This window comes from Bacillus sp. CPT56D-587-MTF, from assembly GCF_058792335.1.
Genome location: NZ_JBYTEF010000001.1, coordinates 2,959,291 through 2,980,331, shown reverse-complemented (window position 1 = coordinate 2,980,331; position 21,041 = coordinate 2,959,291). Strand labels below are relative to the sequence as shown.

At 34.7% G+C, this 21,041-nt stretch carries 20 protein-coding genes and 4 pseudogenes; 19 read left to right on the top strand and 5 right to left on the bottom strand.

Annotation, left to right across the window (positions count from 1 at the left end):
- The first annotated feature begins 109 nt into the window (after positions 1-109).
- From sigI to AC3WVZ_RS15315, 5 genes and pseudogenes are all read left to right on the top strand, one after another.
- Positions 110-832: an RNA polymerase sigma factor SigI gene (sigI, locus tag AC3WVZ_RS15335; protein ID WP_002082432.1), complete on the top strand. Its 723-nt coding sequence runs from the start codon at positions 110-112 to the stop codon at positions 830-832.
- Complete coding sequence (locus AC3WVZ_RS15330; RefSeq protein WP_072770222.1) at positions 822-2,159, top strand: anti-sigma factor domain-containing protein; 1,338 nt, start codon at positions 822-824, stop codon at positions 2,157-2,159. The genes sigI and AC3WVZ_RS15330 overlap by 11 nt, the downstream gene beginning before the upstream one ends.
- Positions 2,160-2,363: 204 nt before the next feature.
- A pseudogene (locus AC3WVZ_RS15325) lies at positions 2,364-5,710 on the top strand (trifunctional glycoside hydrolase family 18/polysaccharide deacetylase/glycosyltransferase family 2 protein).
- Between the two features lie 250 nt (positions 5,711-5,960).
- A complete protein-coding gene (locus AC3WVZ_RS15320; protein ID WP_000660066.1) occupies positions 5,961-6,236 on the top strand; it encodes an ArsR/SmtB family transcription factor in 276 nt (91 codons plus the stop codon).
- A 94-nt stretch (positions 6,237-6,330) separates the two neighbouring features.
- Positions 6,331-6,486, top strand: a complete 156-nt coding sequence (locus tag AC3WVZ_RS15315) for a hypothetical protein (protein ID WP_001121202.1) — start codon at positions 6,331-6,333, stop codon at positions 6,484-6,486.
- 193 nt (positions 6,487-6,679) lie between these two features.
- Here AC3WVZ_RS15315 and AC3WVZ_RS15310 read toward each other — a convergent pair whose 3' ends face one another.
- Entirely contained in the window at positions 6,680-7,003 is a 324-nt protein-coding gene (locus AC3WVZ_RS15310; protein ID WP_001072981.1) for a winged helix-turn-helix transcriptional regulator, read from the bottom strand.
- A gap of 124 nt (positions 7,004-7,127) precedes the next feature.
- On the opposite strand from AC3WVZ_RS15310, the gene AC3WVZ_RS15305 reads away from it, so the two are divergent.
- From AC3WVZ_RS15305 to AC3WVZ_RS15290, 4 genes and pseudogenes are all read left to right on the top strand, one after another.
- Positions 7,128-7,661, top strand: a complete 534-nt coding sequence (locus AC3WVZ_RS15305; protein ID WP_063220861.1) for an NAD(P)H-dependent oxidoreductase — start codon at positions 7,128-7,130, stop codon at positions 7,659-7,661.
- A 143-nt stretch (positions 7,662-7,804) separates the two neighbouring features.
- The gene (locus AC3WVZ_RS15300) at positions 7,805-9,298 is read left to right on the top strand and encodes a class I adenylate-forming enzyme family protein (RefSeq protein WP_002195674.1); all 1,494 of its coding nucleotides are present in this window, start codon (positions 7,805-7,807) and stop codon (positions 9,296-9,298) included.
- A gap of 144 nt (positions 9,299-9,442) precedes the next feature.
- Positions 9,443-9,535, top strand: a pseudogene (locus AC3WVZ_RS15295) (GNAT family N-acetyltransferase); the annotation flags it as partial.
- A gap of 46 nt (positions 9,536-9,581) precedes the next feature.
- A complete protein-coding gene (locus AC3WVZ_RS15290; RefSeq protein WP_000849321.1) occupies positions 9,582-10,481 on the top strand; it encodes a PhzF family phenazine biosynthesis isomerase in 900 nt (299 codons plus the stop codon).
- 32 nt (positions 10,482-10,513) lie between these two features.
- Here AC3WVZ_RS15290 and AC3WVZ_RS15285 read toward each other — a convergent pair whose 3' ends face one another.
- Positions 10,514-10,723 (bottom strand): hypothetical protein, encoded by a 210-nt coding sequence (locus tag AC3WVZ_RS15285; RefSeq protein ID WP_000801653.1) that lies wholly within the window; start codon positions 10,721-10,723, stop codon positions 10,514-10,516.
- An 83-nt stretch (positions 10,724-10,806) separates the two neighbouring features.
- Here AC3WVZ_RS15285 and AC3WVZ_RS15280 point away from each other — a divergent pair, with 83 nt between their 5' ends.
- The 5 genes and pseudogenes from AC3WVZ_RS15280 to AC3WVZ_RS15260 all read left to right on the top strand — a co-directional run bounded on the left by AC3WVZ_RS15280 (position 10,807) and on the right by AC3WVZ_RS15260 (position 14,185).
- Positions 10,807-11,556: a Nif3-like dinuclear metal center hexameric protein gene (locus AC3WVZ_RS15280; RefSeq protein WP_001022442.1), complete on the top strand. Its 750-nt coding sequence runs from the start codon at positions 10,807-10,809 to the stop codon at positions 11,554-11,556.
- 187 nt (positions 11,557-11,743) lie between these two features.
- The gene (locus tag AC3WVZ_RS15275) at positions 11,744-12,592 is read left to right on the top strand and encodes an aminoglycoside phosphotransferase family protein (RefSeq protein WP_063220862.1); all 849 of its coding nucleotides are present in this window, start codon (positions 11,744-11,746) and stop codon (positions 12,590-12,592) included.
- A gap of 41 nt (positions 12,593-12,633) precedes the next feature.
- Positions 12,634-12,750 (top strand): annotated as a pseudogene (locus AC3WVZ_RS15270) (DUF7010 family protein); the annotation flags it as partial.
- Between the two features lie 25 nt (positions 12,751-12,775).
- Positions 12,776-13,603 (top strand): MBL fold metallo-hydrolase, encoded by an 828-nt coding sequence (locus AC3WVZ_RS15265; RefSeq protein WP_011110268.1) that lies wholly within the window; start codon positions 12,776-12,778, stop codon positions 13,601-13,603.
- A 15-nt stretch (positions 13,604-13,618) separates the two neighbouring features.
- Positions 13,619-14,185, top strand: a complete 567-nt coding sequence (locus AC3WVZ_RS15260) for an SGNH/GDSL hydrolase family protein (RefSeq protein ID WP_000855217.1) — start codon at positions 13,619-13,621, stop codon at positions 14,183-14,185.
- 45 nt (positions 14,186-14,230) lie between these two features.
- Here AC3WVZ_RS15260 and AC3WVZ_RS15255 read toward each other — a convergent pair whose 3' ends face one another.
- Complete coding sequence (locus tag AC3WVZ_RS15255) at positions 14,231-14,647, bottom strand: SRPBCC family protein (RefSeq protein WP_000951519.1); 417 nt, start codon at positions 14,645-14,647, stop codon at positions 14,231-14,233.
- Positions 14,648-14,725: 78 nt separating this feature from the next.
- The gene (locus AC3WVZ_RS15250) at positions 14,726-15,736 is read right to left on the bottom strand and encodes an aldo/keto reductase (protein ID WP_233935035.1); all 1,011 of its coding nucleotides are present in this window, start codon (positions 15,734-15,736) and stop codon (positions 14,726-14,728) included.
- Positions 15,737-16,149: 413 nt separating this feature from the next.
- Here AC3WVZ_RS15250 and AC3WVZ_RS15245 point away from each other — a divergent pair, with 413 nt between their 5' ends.
- From AC3WVZ_RS15245 to AC3WVZ_RS15225, 5 genes and pseudogenes are all read left to right on the top strand, one after another.
- The gene (locus AC3WVZ_RS15245) at positions 16,150-16,494 is read left to right on the top strand and encodes a winged helix-turn-helix transcriptional regulator (protein WP_000860821.1); all 345 of its coding nucleotides are present in this window, start codon (positions 16,150-16,152) and stop codon (positions 16,492-16,494) included.
- Between the two features lie 190 nt (positions 16,495-16,684).
- Positions 16,685-17,011 (top strand): winged helix-turn-helix transcriptional regulator, encoded by a 327-nt coding sequence (locus AC3WVZ_RS15240; protein ID WP_000816335.1) that lies wholly within the window; start codon positions 16,685-16,687, stop codon positions 17,009-17,011.
- 291 nt (positions 17,012-17,302) lie between these two features.
- On the top strand, positions 17,303-18,475 hold the full coding sequence (locus tag AC3WVZ_RS15235) for a cyclopropane-fatty-acyl-phospholipid synthase (protein ID WP_000229037.1): 1,173 nt from the start codon (positions 17,303-17,305) through the stop codon (positions 18,473-18,475).
- A gap of 212 nt (positions 18,476-18,687) precedes the next feature.
- Entirely contained in the window at positions 18,688-19,749 is a 1,062-nt protein-coding gene (locus AC3WVZ_RS15230; protein WP_000176600.1) for an oxidoreductase, read from the top strand.
- Positions 19,750-19,781: 32 nt separating this feature from the next.
- Positions 19,782-20,520: pseudogene (locus tag AC3WVZ_RS15225) on the top strand (GntR family transcriptional regulator).
- A 48-nt stretch (positions 20,521-20,568) separates the two neighbouring features.
- Here the strand turns inward: AC3WVZ_RS15225 and AC3WVZ_RS15220 are convergent.
- On the bottom strand, positions 20,569-20,916 hold the full coding sequence (locus tag AC3WVZ_RS15220; RefSeq protein ID WP_000860832.1) for a winged helix-turn-helix transcriptional regulator: 348 nt from the start codon (positions 20,914-20,916) through the stop codon (positions 20,569-20,571).
- Positions 20,917-21,041: the final 125 nt, after the last annotated feature.

The window sequence follows — 21,041 nt, the reverse complement described above, 5'->3', positions numbered from 1 at the left end:
TAACTAACAGCAAGAAAACAAGACCGAAGAAAAGTACCAAGAAAATCTGGTTAAATGGTCACTTTTGTAGTGGCCATTTTGCTATTTGAAGGGGGCTGGGAGATTACAAGTGTTGAGTTTAGTAATGAAGATCTTAAGAAAACCGAAAATAGAAGATATCGTATGTAACATACAAAACAACGAAGAAGATAAAGAAGCGTTTATCGTACAGTATCAGCCTTTTATTAGAAAATCAATCTCATCTGTCTGCCGCCGGTATATTACAGAACAGGATGATGAATATAGCATTGGATTGTTTGCGTTTAACGAAGCAATTGAACAGTATTCCTATACAAAAGGAAAATCCTTTTTAGCGTTTGCTGATCTTCTTATAAAAAGAGATGTAATTGACTATATACGTAAGGAGTCTAAACATAACTTTGTCTTTTTAAAAGAAGATGAGCAAGAGGAAATGTTAGAAATGCAAGTGTCGCTTACAGAGTATATGAAAGAGATGGAAAATAGTAACCGTAAGGAGGAAATTCTTCATTTTCAAAGTGTGCTAGCTGAGTTTAAAATCACATTCTCAGAGCTTGCTAAAGAATCTCCTAAGCATCGTGATACGCGTGAGCACTTAATAGAAATTGTAAAAATTATTATAAAAGAAGAGGAAATGATGGAAGAGCTGTTCCGAAAGAAAAAGTTACCGCTTAAACATATTGAACCGCGTGTTAGGGTAAGTCGTAAAACGTTGGAACGACATAGAAAATACATTATTGCAATGTGTATTATTTTTGCAAACAACTATACATATATTCTGGATTACATAAGAGGGGAAAAGCATGATGAATAAAGGAATTGTGATGGATATAAAAAAGCATAGCGTAGTTGTTTTAACACCAAATGGAGAGTTTATTACGTGTAAAAGAAAAGGGGATTCTTGCATGATCGGGGAGGAAATCTCATTTGATGAGCAAGAACAAAAAGCATCGCATTTTTCGATCCCTTCCTTTTTAAAACCTGCATCAATACTTGTTGCTTGTTTTCTATTTGCAGTGCTGTTTTTCTACAACCAACCAGAAGAAAAAGTATTTGCTTACGTCTCAGTTGATATAAATCCAAGTTTAGAGGTGAGCGTAACGAAGGATTTTCGTGTTATAGATTTACAGGCTTGTAATGATGATGGAAGGCGTATTTTAAAAGAATTGAAGCAATGGGAAAATAAACAATTACAAGAAGTAATACGTACTATTATAAAGCAAAGTCAAGAGGATAAGTATTTAACGAATGATAAGCAAGTTATGCTAACAGCAGTTGCAAAGGACAAGGCGCTAGAACCACAGTTAGAAAAGGCAATGAAAGAATTGAAGAAAGAATATGAGTTAAAACATATTACAGTTGAATATCAAAGTAGCACGATGCAAGTACGAGAGAATGCTAGAAAAGCTGGAATTGGCACAGGTGTCTATATAAAGCAAGAGAATGAGAAAAACAAATCGCTTACTCCTCCTGCCACGCCGCCTAATCCGGTGGAAAATGAAGAAGAGGTGCAATCACAGCCGGAGTCATCTCCTGATGCATCAATGGATTTATCTCCTGTAAAAGAAAAAAAATATGAAAAGCAAGAGCAGAAAGAACAAAAGAAAACAGAGGGACAGCCATCGAAGCAAATAAAAGAAAACAATGGAAGAGGATCTCAGCAAGAAAATAGAGGGAATCAACAGGAGAATAACAGTAGAGAATCACAACAAGGAAATAATGGGAATCAGCAAGGGAACAACGGAAGAGAATCACAACAAGGAAATAATGGAAATGGTCAAGGGAACAACGGAAGAGGATCACAACAAGGGAATAATGGAAATGGGCAAGGGAACAACGGAAGAGGATCACAACAAGGGAATAATGGAAATGGGCAAGGGAACAACGGAAGAGGATCTCAACAGGGAAATAACGGAAACGGACAAGGGAACAATGGAAGAGGGTCTCAACAAGAAAATAATGGGAATCAGCAAGGGAACAATGGAAGAGATCCTCAACAAGGAAATAATGGGAATCAGCAAGGGAACAATGGAAGAGGATCCCAGAAAGAAAATGACGGAAACGAGCAAGGGAACAACGGTAGGGGGTCTCAACAAGAAAATAGAGGCCACCAGCAAGGGAATGAAAAGAAGAATCAATAGAATATGGAAGTGAGAGATTCATTTCAAAGCTAAAAGGATTTCTCTCGCTATTGTGGGCAGTAAAACTCCCATCTCAAAATTTGGCTGGAGCAAAGAAGTTAGGTGGGAGTTGGGCTGCTTGTAAATGCCCAATTGGTGAGGGCAGATTAGAGTTGCACTTTATTATTTTATAGTTCTATTAAGAAGGAGTATGTGAAAAATATAATGGAGAAAAACATTCAACAAGAGAAAGATAAAGAAAAACCTGTTTTTTATGATCCGAAAGGAAGGAGAAACATAGCCTTTATTTCGTTTCTATGTATCTCAATAGTTAGTGTAGTGTTGTATTTTATTTTTTCTTTCAAAGTATTTTTTCAACACCAGAAATTCCAAATATGAATACCGCTGTACAACAAGATACTAAACTTGTACCAATTAATCAAAAACTTAGTGATCAGCAGCTAAAGAAGGAAGAATTTAACCCAAATACCGAAACGAAGGATAATAAAAATTTGGTGAATCCGCCGAAGGATAGTAAACAACCTAAAGAAGTGTATGGTTTTTATGTAAACTGGGATGAAAATAGTACCGCTTCTTTAAAAGAAAATATCGATTCCTTAACTACGTTAGTACCAGAGTGGTATCATTTAAAAGCAGATTTAACGATTAGAAGTGAGATCAAACCTGAGATAGTAAAGTTGGCAGAAAAAAATCAAGTGAAGATTATGCCTTTGCTTACTAACTATACTGAGGAAGCTTCTGGTCCTGATAGTGGGCTAATTCATAAGTTACTGAATTCCTCAAATGATGTAAAGACAAAGTTTATTAATGATTTAGTAAGCCAAGTTAAAAAGAATCATTTTTCAGGAATTAATATTGACTTTGAGGCCGTACCTGAAAGTGACAGAGAAAACTTAACAAATTTTATGAAAGAACTTACTACGGAATTTCATCAACATGATTTGCTCGTTACACAAGATGTTCCAGCTAATGATAAGGCTTTTGATTATAGTGCGTTAGCAAAAATAATAGATCGAATGATTGTAATGATGTACGATGAGCACTATGGAGCCGGGGAACCAGGACCAATTGCTTCAAATAAATGGTTCCAACATACATTAAAAGAACTGAATATTCCGTCTAATAAGCTTATAGTTGCTTTCGGTAACTATGGATATGATTGGCAAGTAAATAGTAAAGAAGCTGCGAAGTCTTTAACTTTCTCAGAAGTTATGGCAATGGCTCATGATTCAAATATGAAAATTCAATGGGATAAAATGAGTGGAAACCCTTATTTTAGGTATAAAACAGAAGGGAAAGAACATACTGCTTGGTTCTTAGACGGTGTAACTCTTTATAATCAAGTGAAAATCGCAATGGACAATAATGCAAAGGGATTTGCGTTATGGAGACTAGGAGCAGAAGACCCTACAATATGGAAAGTTTTAAAAAATCCGATTGAGGCACAAAAAAATCCTAATGTATTACATAAAATCAATAGTTTAGATGAAGTAAATTATTCTGGACAAGGTGAAATTTTACAGATTGAGAATGAAAGAAAAAATGGATTGAGAGATTTTAAAGTAGGCAAAGATGGTTACCTTACAGATGAAGTATATCAATCCTTACCATCTGCATATGAAGTGCAACGATATGGAAAACCAAATGGGAAACAAGTAGTATTAACATTTGATGATGGACCAGACCCGAAATATACGCCAGAAATTTTAGATATATTAAAAGAGAATCAAATAAAAGCTGCTTTTTTTGTACTTGGTGAAAACGCACAACTAAATACTAGTATTGTAAAAAGAATATACGATGAAGGGCATGAAATTGGCAATCATACTTTCAAGCATCCTAACATAGCTGATACGTCTTTACTACGAACGAAAGTAGAACTTAATACGACGCAACGTTTAATTCAGGAAGTAACTGGACATTCTACGGTTTTATTTAGACCGCCATATGAAGCGGATGCTAACCCGGATTCATCAAATGAAATATTGCCTATTTTACGTGCACAAAATATGAACTATACAATGGTAGCGGAAAAAGTTGATCCCGAAGACTGGGCAACACCATCAACAAATGAATTAGTAAAGCGTGCTCTTAATCCCATTTATAAGGGAGAGGGAAATATTATTCTTCTCCATGATGCGGGAGGGAATCGTACACATACAGTAGAGGCGCTCCCAATCATTATTAAAGACCTAAAAAAGCATGGATATAGTTTTGTAACAATTTCAGATTTAATGAATAAAGAACGAGATGAAATTATGCCTCCTGTTTCTTCTGAGGGGAAGCAATATTTACTTTACAATAAAGCTGTCTTTTCAGGAGCGGGATACTTTAAACATATATTAACTACTATTTTTTATATTGCTATTGGATTAGGGATTTTTCGATTTTTATTCTTAATTTATTTTGCATGGAAGCAGAAAAGAAAAACGTTATCTCGCTATATTAATTCGTCTTATCAACCTTTTGTTAGTGTTGTCATAGCGGCATATAATGAAGAAAAGGTGATAGCCAAGACGATTCACTCAATTTTGAATAGTAATTATAGAGAATTTGAAGTTATTGTTGTGGATGACGGATCGACAGATGGTACGTCAAAAGTAATGAAAGAAACATTTTATAAACACCCTAAAGTTCGTTTCATTCAGAAAGAAAATGGCGGGAAATCATCGGCAATGAACCTAGGGTTTCAACAATCGCGAGGAGAAATCATTGTCACTTTAGATGCGGATACTATTATTGCGCAAGACGCTATTTCTTTAATGATTAGACACTTTGAAGATCAGAATGTAGCTGCAGTTTCAGGTAATGTCAAAGTGGGGAATAGACGGAATTTGTTAACTACTTGGCAACATGTTGAGTATATTACAGGGTTTAATTTAGAACGTAGAGCTTTTGATGAGTTAAATTGTATTACAGTCGTTCCAGGAGCTATTGGGGCGTGGCGCAAGAAGAATGTAGTTGAATCTGGATATTTAAGCGAAGATACATTAGCAGAAGATACGGATCTTACTATTACATTTTTACGTCAAGGGCATAGAATTGTATATGAAGAAAAAGCGCATGCTTTTACGGAATCACCTGAGGATGTGAAAAGTCTCATTAAACAGCGATATCGTTGGTCATATGGTACACTTCAATGTCTTTGGAAACATCGAAAAGCGTTGTGTAATTCTAAACATAAAACATTAGGGTGTATTGCACTGCCTAACATGTGGTTATTCCAATATGTTCTGCAATTCATTGCTCCTTTTGCAGATATATTAATGATTATAGGACTATTTAGTAGTAATCCGCTAAAAGTTTTAGGATTTTATCTTGTATTCTTTTTAATGGATCTTCTCGCTTCTCTATTTGCATTTAAATTAGAGGAAGAGAATCCGAAACCATTAGTATGGTTAATTTTACAACGTTTTATTTATCGTCAATTTATGACTTATGTTGTCATTAAATCTATATTCTCATCGCTTCGAGGAGTAGCGGTAGGGTGGAATAAACTAAAGAGACTGGCGAGTGTTAAACATTCCACGGAACATAAGGAGGCATCATAAAAGAGCGGACTATCTGCTCTTTTTTTCATTAGTTTTAGTTAGTTGAATGTAGAGTTGTAGCATAAAAACTGCTCCTTCTATAACGAGATTCCTATTCATTATGAATAGTGAGACAGTATGTTAAGCTAATCCTTTAGTTTCGGATTAAAGTTTTTTTATATTTTTTTAAAATGACGGACACAAAAACGCATATACCTTCGAATTATATATATGGATAACATAAATATGTATATAAAAGGGGAGAAATAAGATGAAAGAAAAAAAAGAAATGTTTCAAGAAATCGCTGAGGTGTTAAAGGTATTGGCGCATCCAGTTCGTCTATCTTTAGTAAAAATAATGCTTGCAAAAGGTCCTACTAATGTAACAACAATGTATGGGGATTTACAAATGCCTCAAAGTACAATTAGTCAACATTTATCTAAACTAAAAGCTGCTAAAATGGTTACAGGTACTCGGAAAGGATTAGAAATTTATTATGAGGTAACTGACAATCGCACAAAATCAATATTAGCATGTTTAGTTTAAATAATGACTTCTATTTCAAAATAAAAAACGCTATTCTTTTCTATGATTTTACAGAGAGAATAGCGTTTTTTATTTTTAAGGAGTATCTTTTTATATGCCTATAGAATGGAGTGAAAGGTTTATGGGTTTAAATGTACCTACTATTACCTTAGGTTCTAATGCGTCTAATAATGAAAAAATTCTCGGTTTAGGGGTACTTCTTTATAGCTTACGTACAATTGAGATTAGAAAAAGTAGAGCGAGCGTTTAATGAGGCGGAAGTAGTGTTTATATGCGAAACTGTATAGAAATCTCATTTTTCTAATTGTATCTTTTTAGATTGATGGATGTGGCGTCACGTCCATCAATCTAAGAAAACAAGTTAGCTAAAAAACAATGAAAATAAACTTTATAAAAACAAAAAATATGAACGTAGAGGATGAAACAAAGCATATAGTGCTTTTTTAGTCATGTAATCTTTTAATTTGATGATCTTTTCCCCATTCAAACAGATTATCCATTATTTGCATTAAAGATTTTCCGTATTCACTTAGTGTGTACTCAACCTTTGGTGGTACTTCTTGATATACGGTACGATAGATAATCCCATCAGCTTCAAGTTGCCGAAGTTGTTGTGTAAGAACCTTTTGTGTAATGTTTGGGATTTCTCGTTTAATTTCATTTGTTCGCATTTTTCCATCCGACAAAATACATAAAATATGAACTTTCCATTTTCCACCGATTACATCGAGTGTTGTTGCAATTGGGCAATTATCATTTTGATTCATATAACACCTCCAAAGGTACTTCAAGGTTCCTATAGTACCTGAAAGTACGTACTTTTCAATTATATGTAACTCATTCATACTAATACGTAAAGGATTGATTAATTTATAAAGGGGCTGGAAAATGATGAGAACACTTGTAATTGTAGCACACCCTCATATTGAAAAATCAAAAATTAATAAAAGATGGATAGAAGAACTTGAGAAACATTCAGATGAAATTACGGTGCATGAATTATATAAGGTGGCACCAAATTGGGAGTTTAATATTGAACAAGAGCAAAAGTTATTAGTAGAACATGACAGATATATATTTCAATTTCCGCTTTACTGGTACAGCACACCACCATTATTAAAAAAATGGTATGATGATGTATTAACATATGGATTTGCGTACGGATCACAAGGAGATAAAGTGAAGGGGAAAGAATTTGGTGTAGCTATTTCTATAGGTGGATTAGAAAAAGACTATGAAAATAGTGGGATTACAATGGATGAGTTGACGAAACCATTCCAAGCTACATGCCTATATACAGGTATGGAATTTATACCTTCCTTTTATTTATATGGTGCAGAATATAAACTAAGTGATGAAGAGATTGATAAAAGTGCACCTGAGTATGTGCAATATGTAATGAACAAGAAGTATTCTAATATATAATGAAAAATAGCCATTTACTTGTGAAGTAAATGGCTATTTTATATTCTTCTTATATTCACTAAGTGTAATCTTTAGTAAATTAATAGTTAATCTGGTAAAATAAAAAACCTAACATATATAAAGGGGAGTTTTACTTGAGAACGATGCGACAATTATTACAAAAGAGAGCAATGCAGTCACCAAATTTGGAAGCGCTTGTAGGAGGGAAGAAAAGATATTCGTTTCAGCAATATAATGAACGAGTAAATCAGCTTGCACATTATTTGTTACATAATGGTGTGCAAAGAGGAGATCGTATAGGAATACTATGCAAAAATAATCACCCATTTCCAAGCGTTATGATGGCAAGTTTAAAAATTGGAGCGGTATTTATTCCGCTAAATCATCAGCTTACTGTATATGAATTAGAAACAATTGTAAAAGAAGCGAAATTAAAAGTGTTAGTTATTGATGAAGAATTTAGTGAAGTGTTATTAAATGTTGATGCTGTTAAAGAAATTCCTTATGTAATTCAAACGACAAAAGAAGGTTTTGGTTCATTTGAATTAGAGCTGCAAAAACAGCCAACGACAGAACCGAACGTAGAAGTTCATGAAGAAGACGACGCCATTTACTTATTTACTTCAGGAACGACTGGACAGGCGAAAGCATGTGTAATTGGACATAAAAACTTACATCACTATTTTGCTGAAATTGCGGGACAAAGAGAAATCCCAGCAGGTGAACGCTTTTTATCTGTGCATCCATTGTTCCATATGAGTGGCGTGCTTTCTATTTTAAATTGTATTTATCATGGCGTTACGATGATTTTCTTAGCTGATTCGAATCCTGCTATTATTTGGGATAAGATTGAAGAAGAGAAAATTACTACGATGCTTGCGTTCCCTGCTGTTTATAGTTACATGCTTGATGAATTAAATAAAAAAGAACGTAATATTTCAACCTTTAAAGTAGCACAAAGCGGTGGTACAAAAGTGCCAGAAACACTCATTCAAAAATATATGGAAAAAGGAATATATATGGTGCAAGGTTATGGTAGTACAGAAGGTTGGGTTGTAACCTCATGGCATCCAATGATGGGAAAAGAAAAGATGTCTTCTGTAGGAAAGACCTTGAAAAATGTAGAGGTGAAAATTGTTCATCCGGAAACAGGACATGAACTAACAACAAATGAAGTTGGAGAGATTCATGTGAAAAGTCCATACATGTTTAAAGGGTATTGGAATAATGAAAAGGCGACAAAGAAGGTAGTAAAAGATAACTGGTTTAACATGGGCGATGCTGGCATGATAGATGATGATGGATTCCTGCATATTATGGGAAGATATAAAGACGTTATTATACGCGGTGGTGACAACGTATATCCAGATCAAGTAGAAGATGTTATTCATGAAATACAAGGTGTTTTAGAAGTTGCAGTAGTTGGAGTTCCAGATGACTTTTGGGGAGAGGTTCCAAGAGCTTACATTGTGAAGGATGGCGAAACAACATTAACAGAAGAAAGTATTATTCAGTATTGTAAGGAGAAGTTAGCAAGTTATAAAATACCAGAAGTAGTATTCATAGACGAGTTACCGAAAAACGCTTTAGGAAAAGTGTTGAAGAGGGAATTACGAGATGTAGTTCTTGTGAAATAGAAAATTATAAAACGATGGAGAACCCAGTTATGTATAAGACATGACTGGGTTTTTATGTATCAAAAACATAATGATTTACTAGATTTTGCATTTTGTGTAAGATAATAAAGAAAATTCAATTAATATTTTGAGGGATGAAATTAAATGAAGCTATCGTTATTAGAAGTAGAGACGGATAGACTCATTATCCGTCCATTTCAAAAAGCTGATTATGAAAGTTGGTTAGATCAATTTTCTTATTGATTATAAAAATAAAGAAATGGACAAATAAGGGGAAAAGAAAATGAAGACTATAAACGTATTTCATTATGACGCATTTACGAATAAGCCAAATAAGGGAAATCCAGCAGGTATTGTATTAGAAGCAGATGGATTAACGGAAGAGGAAATGCAAATTATTGCTGAAAAAGTTGGATATAACGAAACAACTTTTGTTCTTTCCTCAGAAGTAGGAGATATAAGAATGCGCTATTTTACACCTGGTTTTGAAATGGATTTATGTGGTCATGGGACAGTAGGGACGATATATGCCTTGCGCGAAAAAGGTTTATTAGAAGAGAAAAGTAACCTTACGATTGAAACGAAGGCAGGGATTTTACCGATACAAATAGGTGTAAATGAAAATGGAGAAACCTTTATTAAAATGAGGCAGACAGCACCTCAGTTTAAAGATTTTGCAGGTTCAAAAGAAGAATTAGCTCATAGTATTGGTTTAGAAGTAAATGATTTAGATGTAAGTTTACCGATAGTATATGGAAGTACAGGAAACTGGACTGTAATTGTGCCGATTAAAAATCTAGATGCGTGTGAGAGAATGAAACCTAATAATGCTGCATTTCCATCGGTATTAAAAGAAATACCTAATGCTTCTATTCACCCAATTTGTCTAGAAACTTATGATGAACTAGCACAAATGCATGGCCGTCATTTCTCGTCAGCTTATGCTGGGACGATTGAAGATCCAGTGACAGGAACAGCTTCAGGTGTAATGGGAGCGTATTATGCGGAGTATTTAGAGAAAGATTTTGAACATGAATTGGACTTAATCGTTGAGCAAGGACAGGAAATAAATAAAGATGGCCGTGTAACTGTTTATGTAACGAAAGGGATAGAAAACGAAAAGTTACAAATAGATATTGCTGGAACAGCGGTGTATGTGAAAGAGTTTGAAGTTTTAATATAAAAAAGAAAGCCCGGCATACATCCGGACTTTCATTATCTGTTCAACACTTCAATATACGAAGCATCTCCAGTTGTTCTTAAAGCAGAGCGAAAATTGTTATTTTCTAGCGTTTTAGCGACTTGTTGTAATTGCTGTGCATCATCATGATGGATAAGTAAGCTGTCAGCACCGCTTTCTTCTATATGAATATGTTCGACGTTTCCAATGGCATCATGTACAGCTTTTAAAAATTCAGGTTTCATGGTGTCCTCCTATATGTATGTAACGTTTTTATTTAGTATTTCCTTATTTTTGAAATATAAAAGTAAATGAAAGGAGAAATAAAATGAATATAAAGCAGTTTAACGAACATATAACATCACTATTTGGAGAGCATCTTCATAAATACGGCGATGATGAATATGGTTTTACTCATATAAGTAAAGATGAATTTCACAAAATCGGTTACACAACAAATTTAACGTTAGAAACTATTGAAGAAGCGTATAGAAATGGAGTCGATATGATAGTTACACATCATGCGCCGTGGAGTTTTTTATTTGGTATGGAAGAGGCTTGTATTGAGAAATTGAAGCAATATGAAATGAATCATTTTTGGGTTCATTTGCCGTTAGATTTTGTAAAGTTTGGCACATGTACATCGTTATTTAACGGAATTGGGATAGATACAATACTGGAATATTCCACGTATGAGGAAGAAGAACTACCGGGAATAGGAGAATATAAAGAAGCGATTCCTTTTTCAAACTTAGTTGGAAAACTTGAAGAAAGAATGGAAGAGAAAGTGAAGAGCTGGAGAAATCACGATAAACCAGTAAAACGGATTGCGATTTTAACCGGTGCAGGAAACAATACAAATTTGATTGAACGTGCATTAGAAAAAGGGTGTGACACGTACATAACAGGTGAAAAAACATTATATACAGTGCAACATGCGAAATTTAAAGGGATTAATTTAATTGTAGGCAGTCATACGTTTACAGAAGTGTTTGGTGTAGAAAGTTTGGCTCATAAGTTAAAAGAAAGAGATAATTCAATAGAAATTACTAGATTAAATGAAGAACATTTGGAGTGAAGAAATTACATCGCATTACCATCAATGGAATGAATTATATGATGGAATATTGAAAGACGCAGTTGCAATGAGATAAAATTATCTTTTGTTATATTAAGATTTTTAGGAGGAATTCCCTTATGTTTGTCAAATAATAGTAAAGTTGTCTTTTGAATTAAGGGAATATTCGGAGTTAAAGGGTGAGAGAATGGATATTTCAATAATCACTGCACAACTAGTTAAGGAGAAAGTGATTTCACATTATCCAAATAGTGTAAAAGTGTTAAACGGGGGAACAACAAGTACTATATATTTGTTAGATGAACAATACGTTGTAAAGTTGAATGAATCGGATGTCATACGTGAAGAAGCTTATTTTCTTCAGTTTTATAAAAAGGATGAATTATTTCCAAAGCTTTTTTATAAGGAACCTTTAAATCGCTATATTGTTTACTCATTCCTTGAGGGCACAACTTTTTGCAAACTAGGCCATAAACGGAGCGTTCTTTGTAAACTTGTAAAGGAAGTTATCAATAAGTATGAAGTAGCTACAGAGATTGATGGCTGGGGATGGAAAGAAAACCTAGTTCAATCTTGGAATGAATTTTTAACGACAAATGTGATGGAAGCTCATGAAAATGTAAGACGTTACATAAGTGAGGAAGCGTATAGAACGGTTTTTAAGTTAGCAAATAGTCCAAGTAGGGGGACTGGAATAAATCAGCCATTTTTATTGCATGGTGATCTTGGATTTCATAATTTTATATTTCAAGAGAATAAACTGCACGGTGTAATTGATCCTTTACCAGTGTTAGGAGATCCTATATATGATTTAATTTATGCGTTCTGTTCAACTCCGGAAGATTTAACAAAAGAAACGATTGGTTATGCGATGAAACAATGTGTATTTCATAAAAATGACCGTGATTTATATGAAGAGATAGTCATAGGATTATATTTGCGTATAGATACATGTTTACGGCACCACCCGAAAGATTTAGAGGATTATTTAGAAGCTTGGCGTTATTGGATGGGTGAGGTTGAGGTGACTTTATAGTACAAATATTTTGGGGGAGATAGTGAGATGAATGTTGCAGAAGTGAAAAAGGATTTACTGTAATTCCATTATCGGTTACATTTATCTATTTACTTACTTTTATAAGTTTATTAATTGAAAATAAAAAAGCAGATCATTATCAACAAAAATCAGCTTAATAAAAATTTAGGGATAGGGGGAATTATGATGAAAAATTTCGTTTGTACAACGTGTGGCGTGCAGTATGCAGCGAGTGTAGAAGAACCGGTGAGTTGTCATATTTGTGATGAAGAAAGGCAGTATGTGAATCCGAAAGGGCAGTCTTGGACGACTTTAGAAAATTTGCAAACAGATGATACATATAAAAATGAAATAATAAAAGAGGAAAATGGACTTTATAGTATTACGACAAAACCAGGATTTGCGATCGGTCAAACGGCATTTGTAGTGAAAACAGAATCATATCGTTTACTGTGGGACTGTATTACGTATTTAGATGAAACGACAATTACGAAAATAAAAGAGCTTGGCGGATTAGATGCGATTGCATTGTCTCATCCTCATTATTATTCAACGCAAGTAGAATGGGCAGAGACATTTGATGTACCAATTTATATACACGAAGATGATAAAGAATGGGTGATGCGCCCAAGTAGTCGTATTATTTATTGGTCTGGTGAGTCTTTACAATTAGCGGATGGGATTACTGTACATCGTCTTGGAGGACATTTTAGTGGTGGTTCTGTCTTACATTGGGAAGAAGGTAATGACGGAAAAGGAATTTTGTTAACAGGTGATATTATTCAAGTTGTAGCAGATGAGCGGTGGGTAAGCTTCATGTACAGCTATCCAAACTTAATTCCACTACCAGCGAGGAAAGTGGAAGAAATGGTGAATCGAGTGAAGCCGTTACAGTTTAATCGTTTATACAACGCTTTTCATCGAGTAGTAAAGGAAAATGCAAATGAGGCAGTTGAACGTTCTGCTGAAAGATATATAAAAGCAATAGAAGGAAAGTTGTTTCATACGTAAAAGGAGAGTAGCTTAATGAAAACGTTAGTATGTTTTGGAGATAGTATTACAGCTGATGAAACATTTTATGATGGAATGCCGAGATTAACACCACGTTTGCAAGAGATGTTTCCGAATTGGATAGTAGTGAATGCAGGTGTTCCAGGTGATAATACATTCGATGCGTTAAATAGGATTGAAGAAGATGTAATATCATATAAACCAGATTTCGTAACAGTTTTTCTTGGTACGAATGATGCAGTTTCTTTTTCTCAAGTGTCATTACAAGCATATAAAGAAAACTTAGAGAAGATTGTGAACCAAGTTTCGTCAGGTAAAGTGCTGCTTATTAGCCCTGCGCCAGTTGATGAAGAGAGGCAGCATAATAGAACAAATGAAGTGCTCTGTCAGTATGCAGACGTGGTGGAGAAAGTGGCAAAAGAAACAGGAAGCTATTTTCTAAATTTGTATGCTGAAATGATTCAAGAACTGAATTATAAAAGGTTTGTAGAAAATGATGAAAAAGATGGATTACACTTTGGTCCAGAAGGTTATGAGTATCTAGCGAAGTTAATTGGTGAAAAGTTAAAAGGGATTTTATAAAAAAAGCAAAGCGATATCGCTTTGCTTTTCATTGTTTTTAGTAAATTAATCTAGAAATGCTTGCTGTAATGCTTTCAGTCCATCGCTGTAAATACCATGAAACAGATTTATTGCTTCTTCATCACTAACCTCAACAGGAGTGAATGTACCAGACCACTCTACTAACGATGTGTTACGTTCAGTACCTTCTTTCACCTGGATTGTAGATAAATAATTAGTGACTGGGAACGGTGCATTCATGATTGAATACGTGTAGTAGCGTTCTTTATCATTGAATACTTCTAAGCGTTCTATAATTGTATCGCCATCTGGATTAGCTAGATGACGTACACGACCGCCTTCCGTTAATTTACTGCTAGGTATATAAGGTAACCAGTCTGGAAGGGAGTTGAAACCTCCGATTAATTGCCATACTTGTTCAGGTGAACCGAAAATTTCCATAGATGTAGTAGTATGTGCCATGTTCATTACGCTCCTTTTTATCTCGATATTTGCGAGCAAATAATCAGTGGGGATGACCCCACTGATTAAGGTTTCAAATTATTTTACGTTGATTGGTAGTGGTGCATTAGGTGCTACTAATTTTTGTTCGCGCATTTCTTCCCAGAATGCTGCTGGAATTACTGTATTTAAGGCGTTTTGGTCTTCTACAATTCGTTCCGGTTTACTTGCACCAGGAACAACAGCAGCAACTGCTGGATTGGCTAGTGAAAATTGTAGTGCAGCAGCTTTGATGCTGATTTCGTGACGATCTGCAAGAGCTTTGATTTTCTCAACCTTTGCAATAATTTCTGGCGATGCTTTTTGATATTCGAAGTGAGCGCCTCCAGCAAGAATACCTGAGCTATATGGGCCACCAACAACAATATCCATATTATGCTTTACAGCTGCAGGCATTACTCGTTGCAATGCACGTTCGTGGTCTAATAATGAATAGCGACCAGCTAATAAGGATATATTTGGTTTCGCTTCTTCTAAATCAAGCATAAGTTCAATTGATTCTACTTTGTTTACTCCAAGCCCCCAGCCTTTAATGACTCCTTCTTCACGTAAACGTGTTAGCGCACGGAATGCTCCTGTTCGAGCAATTTCAAATTGTGAAATCCACGCATCACCATAAAAGTCTTGTGCTAAATCATGAATGAAAACAAAGTCTAGACAATCTGTTTTTAAACGTTTCAAACTTTGCTCGATAGAACGAAGTGTTGCATCTGCGCTATAGTCATTGATCATTTTATTTTTGCGACCAAATTCGAAAAGCCCGCCTTTTTCACCTAAATCACGTGCAGATGGATCTTCTAATTCATCCGAAATAGTTCGACCTACTTTCGTACTTAAAAAGTAATCATCACGATTTCTTTTTGATAGTGCTTCACCAAGACGAATCTCCGCTAAGCCAGATCCATAAAGTGGAGCTGTATCAAAGTAACGAACGCCATTCTCCCAAGCAGCATCCACTGTAGCGATGGCTTCTTCCTCTGGGATATTACGGTACATATTTCCTAGTGGTGCTGTACCAAACCCGATTTTTTCTTTTAGTAATTTACTCATTATAGATATCCTCCTAAAATGTATTTGAAAATTATTTATTCATTGTGAATGGATGTGAAAATGAAAACATGTCATTTTATCGTCTGACAAAATGTATGAGAAAAATACTCACTTTAAAGTAAAGGTACTAACAGGTAATTTCTAACACTGTATGACTCACTCAACTCTTACAAATGCTATTATGAAATGTATTTTACATAATGAAAAGTACGTACTTTAAAGTGATATAGATACTAAAAAGTAATACAGGTACTTTTTGGTGCCGTACTACTCATCTGCTGTTTACGTATGCTATTATGAAACATGTTTAACAGGGTAACAAGTACGTACTTTAAGGTGCTATAGATACTTAAAAGTAATATTTAAATATTTTAGCTTATTTGTCTTATAAAATTATTAAAGGAGATTTTTATATGAAAACATACAATATTCCTGTAGAGGCAACTTTAGAGGTTATCGGTGGAAAGTGGAAAGTAGTTATCCTTTGTCATTTAAAGAAAGACAAAAAGAGAACGTGCGAATTAAAACAATTAATGTCTGGTATTACACAAAAGATGTTAACGCAACAATTACGTGAATTAGAAGAAGATGGTGTAATCGAGAGAAAAGTGTATAACCAAGTGCCACCAAAAGTAGAATACTCTTTAACGGATTACGGTCATTCTTTAGATTCTATACTCGATACTCTTTGTAACTGGGGAGAAAATCATCTTGAAAAGAATGGTAACACGTCTATGCTTATAACCGCAGTTGAATAAAGAAAGAAAAAACGAACGAGAATACGTTCGTTTTTTCTTTTTGTATAGAGGGAGATTTTTAAGCAGCATAATTACTTTTTTGTAATATAGGTACTTTTTTGTGCTGTAGGAACTAAAATGTGCCGTATAGAAAATTATTTGTTTTTACGTAACAATAGAGAAGAAATTTAGAAAAAAGGAGGGAGATCGTGTGAAACAATACAATATACCGATAGAAGCAACTTTAGAAATTATCGGTGGAAAGTGGAAAGTCGTCATTTTATGTCACTTAACGAAAGGAACAAAGCGAACGAGCGAGTTGCAGCGTCTAATTCCTGAAATTTCTGTTAGAATGTTGACGCAACAATTACGTGAGCTAGAAGATGATGGTGTGATTACACGTGAAATCTATAAAGAAATTCCACCCCGAGTAGAATACTCCTTAACTGATTATGGGTGGTCTTTGCAAAATGTATTAAATCAATTGACCGTATGGGGAGAACGATGCATAGATAGAAAAAACACAGAAGTTAAGTGAAATCTCTATATGTAATATTGAAAACACCACCTAATGACGAGGTGGTGTTTTTCGTTTTAAAACTTTAGAAAGTTGTTATGATGAAAAGTAAAATTTTTGAGGACCTGTTTCAGTCATGGGTACTTAAAAGTGCCTACATCACTTTAAAGTACGTACTATGCTTCATAATATAACCGTTTTATAATGACACTCGTAGCAAGAAGTCAGTACAATAACGATTTTAAGCTATGTTCAAAAAGACTTATTAACTAGTATAGTTTTTTGTTCAATTTTTTAGTAGGAGATGTTTTTATGGTTGAAGAACTTTTTTATAAAAAAATACTCAAAAATCTGTTTTCAGATCCAGTTCAAATTACACTTTGGAATGGAGAAACAATCCAATATGGCGAAGGGGAACCTCAATTTCACATAACATTCCATAAGCCACTTTCAAAAAAAGAAATCGCTAAGGATCCTTCTATTGCATTCGGTGAAGCATATATGAATGGGGATCTTGAAATAGAGGGTAACCTTGAAAAAGCAATTCAATCTATTTATAAAAGGCAGGATAGCTTTTTAGGTGATAGTAAGTTGCAATATTTCAAAAGTAAATGGAATTTCTCAAAACAAAAAAATAAAGATGATATTGCTCATCATTATGATATTGGGAACGATTTCTATAAATTATGGCTTGATGAAACAATGACATATTCTTGTGCATATTTCCAAAATGAGCAAGATTCTTTAACGACAGCGCAGCATAATAAAGTGAATCATATTTTGAAAAAGTTGAACCTTCAAAAAGGTGATACGCTATTAGACATCGGTTGTGGGTGGGGTGAACTCATTACAGCTGCCGCTAAACAGTACGGTGTGAAAGCGATGGGAGTAACGTTAAGTGAGGAACAATATGCTAAGACTTCTGAGCGAATTAAACAAGAGGGACTTACGGATTTAGTTGAAGTATCTTTACTTGATTACCGTGATATTAAGAATCATAAATTTGATAAAATTGTTAGTGTAGGTATGATCGAACATGTAGGAAAAGACAACATTACGCAATACTTTGAAACAGTTAACAAATTATTAAATGATGGCGGGATTTCTCTGCTGCATTGCATTACTTCTCCGGCTAATGGTGGTGCTACGAATGGTTGGATTGAAAAATATATATTCCCTGGTGGGTATGTTCCTGCTGTGAACGAATTAATCACGAACATGACAAACGAACAATTTTTTATTGTGGATGTAGAAAGCTTACGTAGACATTACGGAAAAACATTACAACATTGGGCTCGAAATTTTGAAAACGTACTAGAGGAAGTTCGTAAAACGAAAGATGAGCGATTTATCCGCATGTGGCGTTTATATTTAAATGCATGTGCAGCTTCGTTCTTTACAGGTAATATTGATTTACATCAATTTGTATTTACAAAAGGGATTAATGATACAATTCCGATGACACGTTCGTATATGTATGAATAAGAGCATGTAACCAAGTAGCTCTCAAGTCATTGAGTATAAATAAAATGATGATAGGATATAAGTCCATAACGTAAAGTCGAGATGGGAATCAGAAAATGATTTCTATCTCGACTTTTTAATATATAATTTTAAAATTAAAACTATATACTTTTAAAGAAAAAATATATAATAAATGTAGAAACGAAAATTTATGAGCAAGGAAGTTGAAGAACATGACATTAACAATGGGCTTTATTGGATTTGGAAAATCAGCTAACCGTTATCACCTACCTTATCTAAAGACACGTAATAATATAAAAGTAAAAACGATTTTTGTACGTCAAATAAATGAAGAATTAGCGGCTCCATATGAGGAAAGAGGTGTTTACTTCACTACTGATTTGGACGAATTGTTGAATGACAAAGAAATTCAAGTCGTGACGATCTGTACGCCAGCACATACGCATTATGAATTAGCAAAAAAAGTTATACTAGCCGGAAAATCAGTTATCGTTGAAAAACCATTTTGCGATACAGTAGAACACGCCAAAGAATTATTAGCATTAGGACGAGAGAAAGGTGTAGTCGTTATGCCTTATCAAAACCGCCGTTTTGATGGTGATTTTTTAGCTGTGAAGCAAGTAATTGAACAAGGATTCCTTGGTGATATTATTGAGATTGAATCACATATTGATTATTTCCGTCCTAGTTCAATCACTCATGAAGCTCCAAAAGAAGAAGGTTCATTTTACAGTTTAGGTATTCATACGATGGACCGCATGATTTCACTATTCGGCCGTCCAAATACAGTGACATACGATATTCGTAATAATGAAGTGGAAGGTGCGGTTGATAACTATTTCGATGTTGGTCTACATTATGGAAATCAGTTGAAGATTAAGCTGAAAACGAACCATATCGTAGCAAAAGATTATCCACGCTTTATCGTTCATGGAACAAATGGCTCTTTTATTAAATACGGTGAAGATCAGCAGGAAAATGATTTGAAAGCGGGTATTATGCCTGAGAGTGCAGGATTTGGTGAAGATTCGCCGATGTATTATGGAATTGCTAAGTATCGTAATGCAAATGGTGACTGGATTGAAAAACAAATTAAAACGCCGCTTGGTGATTACGGTCGTTTCTATGATGCAGCGTATGACACAATTGTAAATGGTGCACCAAAACTTGTGAAAGATGAAGAAGCAGTAACGAATATTGAAATCTTGGAAAACGGATTTGCTGCCCCATCACCTTCAGTTTACAAACTTGAGGCTTTACATTTGAATGAATAGAAGAGAGTTTGCAGTATAAAGGAGGTATGGAAATGGCAAGCGGATCAACACAAGTAAAATACCTCGGCATTTATCAAAAGATTAAACAGCAAATTTTAGACGGTGAATATAAAATCAACGAAAAAATTCCGAGTAGCTCCGTCCTTGCTGAAGGATTCGATGTTTCAGCACTTACGATTAAAAAAGCGCTGGATCTATTAGTAAGAGACGGCTACATTATCCGTCGGCGCGGAAGTGGAACAGTGGTACAAGATTGGCATCAGCAGGAAAAGGCACGAATGATTCAAACTTTAACAGGTACGAAAGCTGTTTACGGTAGTGAGGTAGAAAGTAAAATTATCGAGTTTGCGATTGTAGGTGCTGATGAAGTAGTTGCTGAGAAATTGGGAGTTTCAATTGGTGATTTCGTCTATAAAATCATTCGCCTCCGCATCATTCACAGCATTCCGACGATTATGGAGCATACATGGATGCCAATTTCGGTTATCCCAGGTGTTGAAGCTTCTGTTTTAGAGGAGTCGATATACTCACATATTCAAAATAAACTTGGTCTTGAAGTAGGGACATCTGTTGTCAGGGTTAAAGGGATTCGCCCAGATGATAGGGAAAAGCAGTTTATGAACTTAACAAATCAGGATTTCCTAATGCGAGTTGAGCAAGTAGCTTACTTAACGGATGGACGAACTTTTGAATATTCTTATGCAGATCATCTACCGGAAACCTTTGAGTTTGAAACAGTCATTACGGCAAAAAAATTATAAAGAGACATAAAATAGGTTGAGGCAAGCATTGTCTCAACCTATTTTATGTCTTCTACAGTTATGATTCATCTGCTGTAATCAGCATGGATGTGTTCCCGGTTTTTTCAAGATGAACTTCTCCCCAGGAACAGAGGGAATCGAGTATAGCTCCTAAAGACGAACCGTAATCTGTTAAAGAATACTCTACTTTTGGTGGTACTTGGTCATATACTTTCCTTTGGATTACACCATCTTCTTCTAGTTCTCGTAATTGTTGCGTTAACATTTTTTGCGTAATACCAGGCATTAAACGTTTTAATTCACTCGTTCTTTTTGTTCCTTTTTTTAAATGACAAAGGATAACAACTTTCCACTTTCCGCCAATAACTTCTAAAGTCGCTTCTACAGGAATATTGTATGTCTTCATAAAAAAACTCCTTTGATGAATTTAGATTACAGTTGTGAGCCTACATCCGTTGCAATACTAAAATTATTTCTTTTTAGTACCTATAACACTTTAAAGTACGTACTTTTTATTAGGATGAATATAAT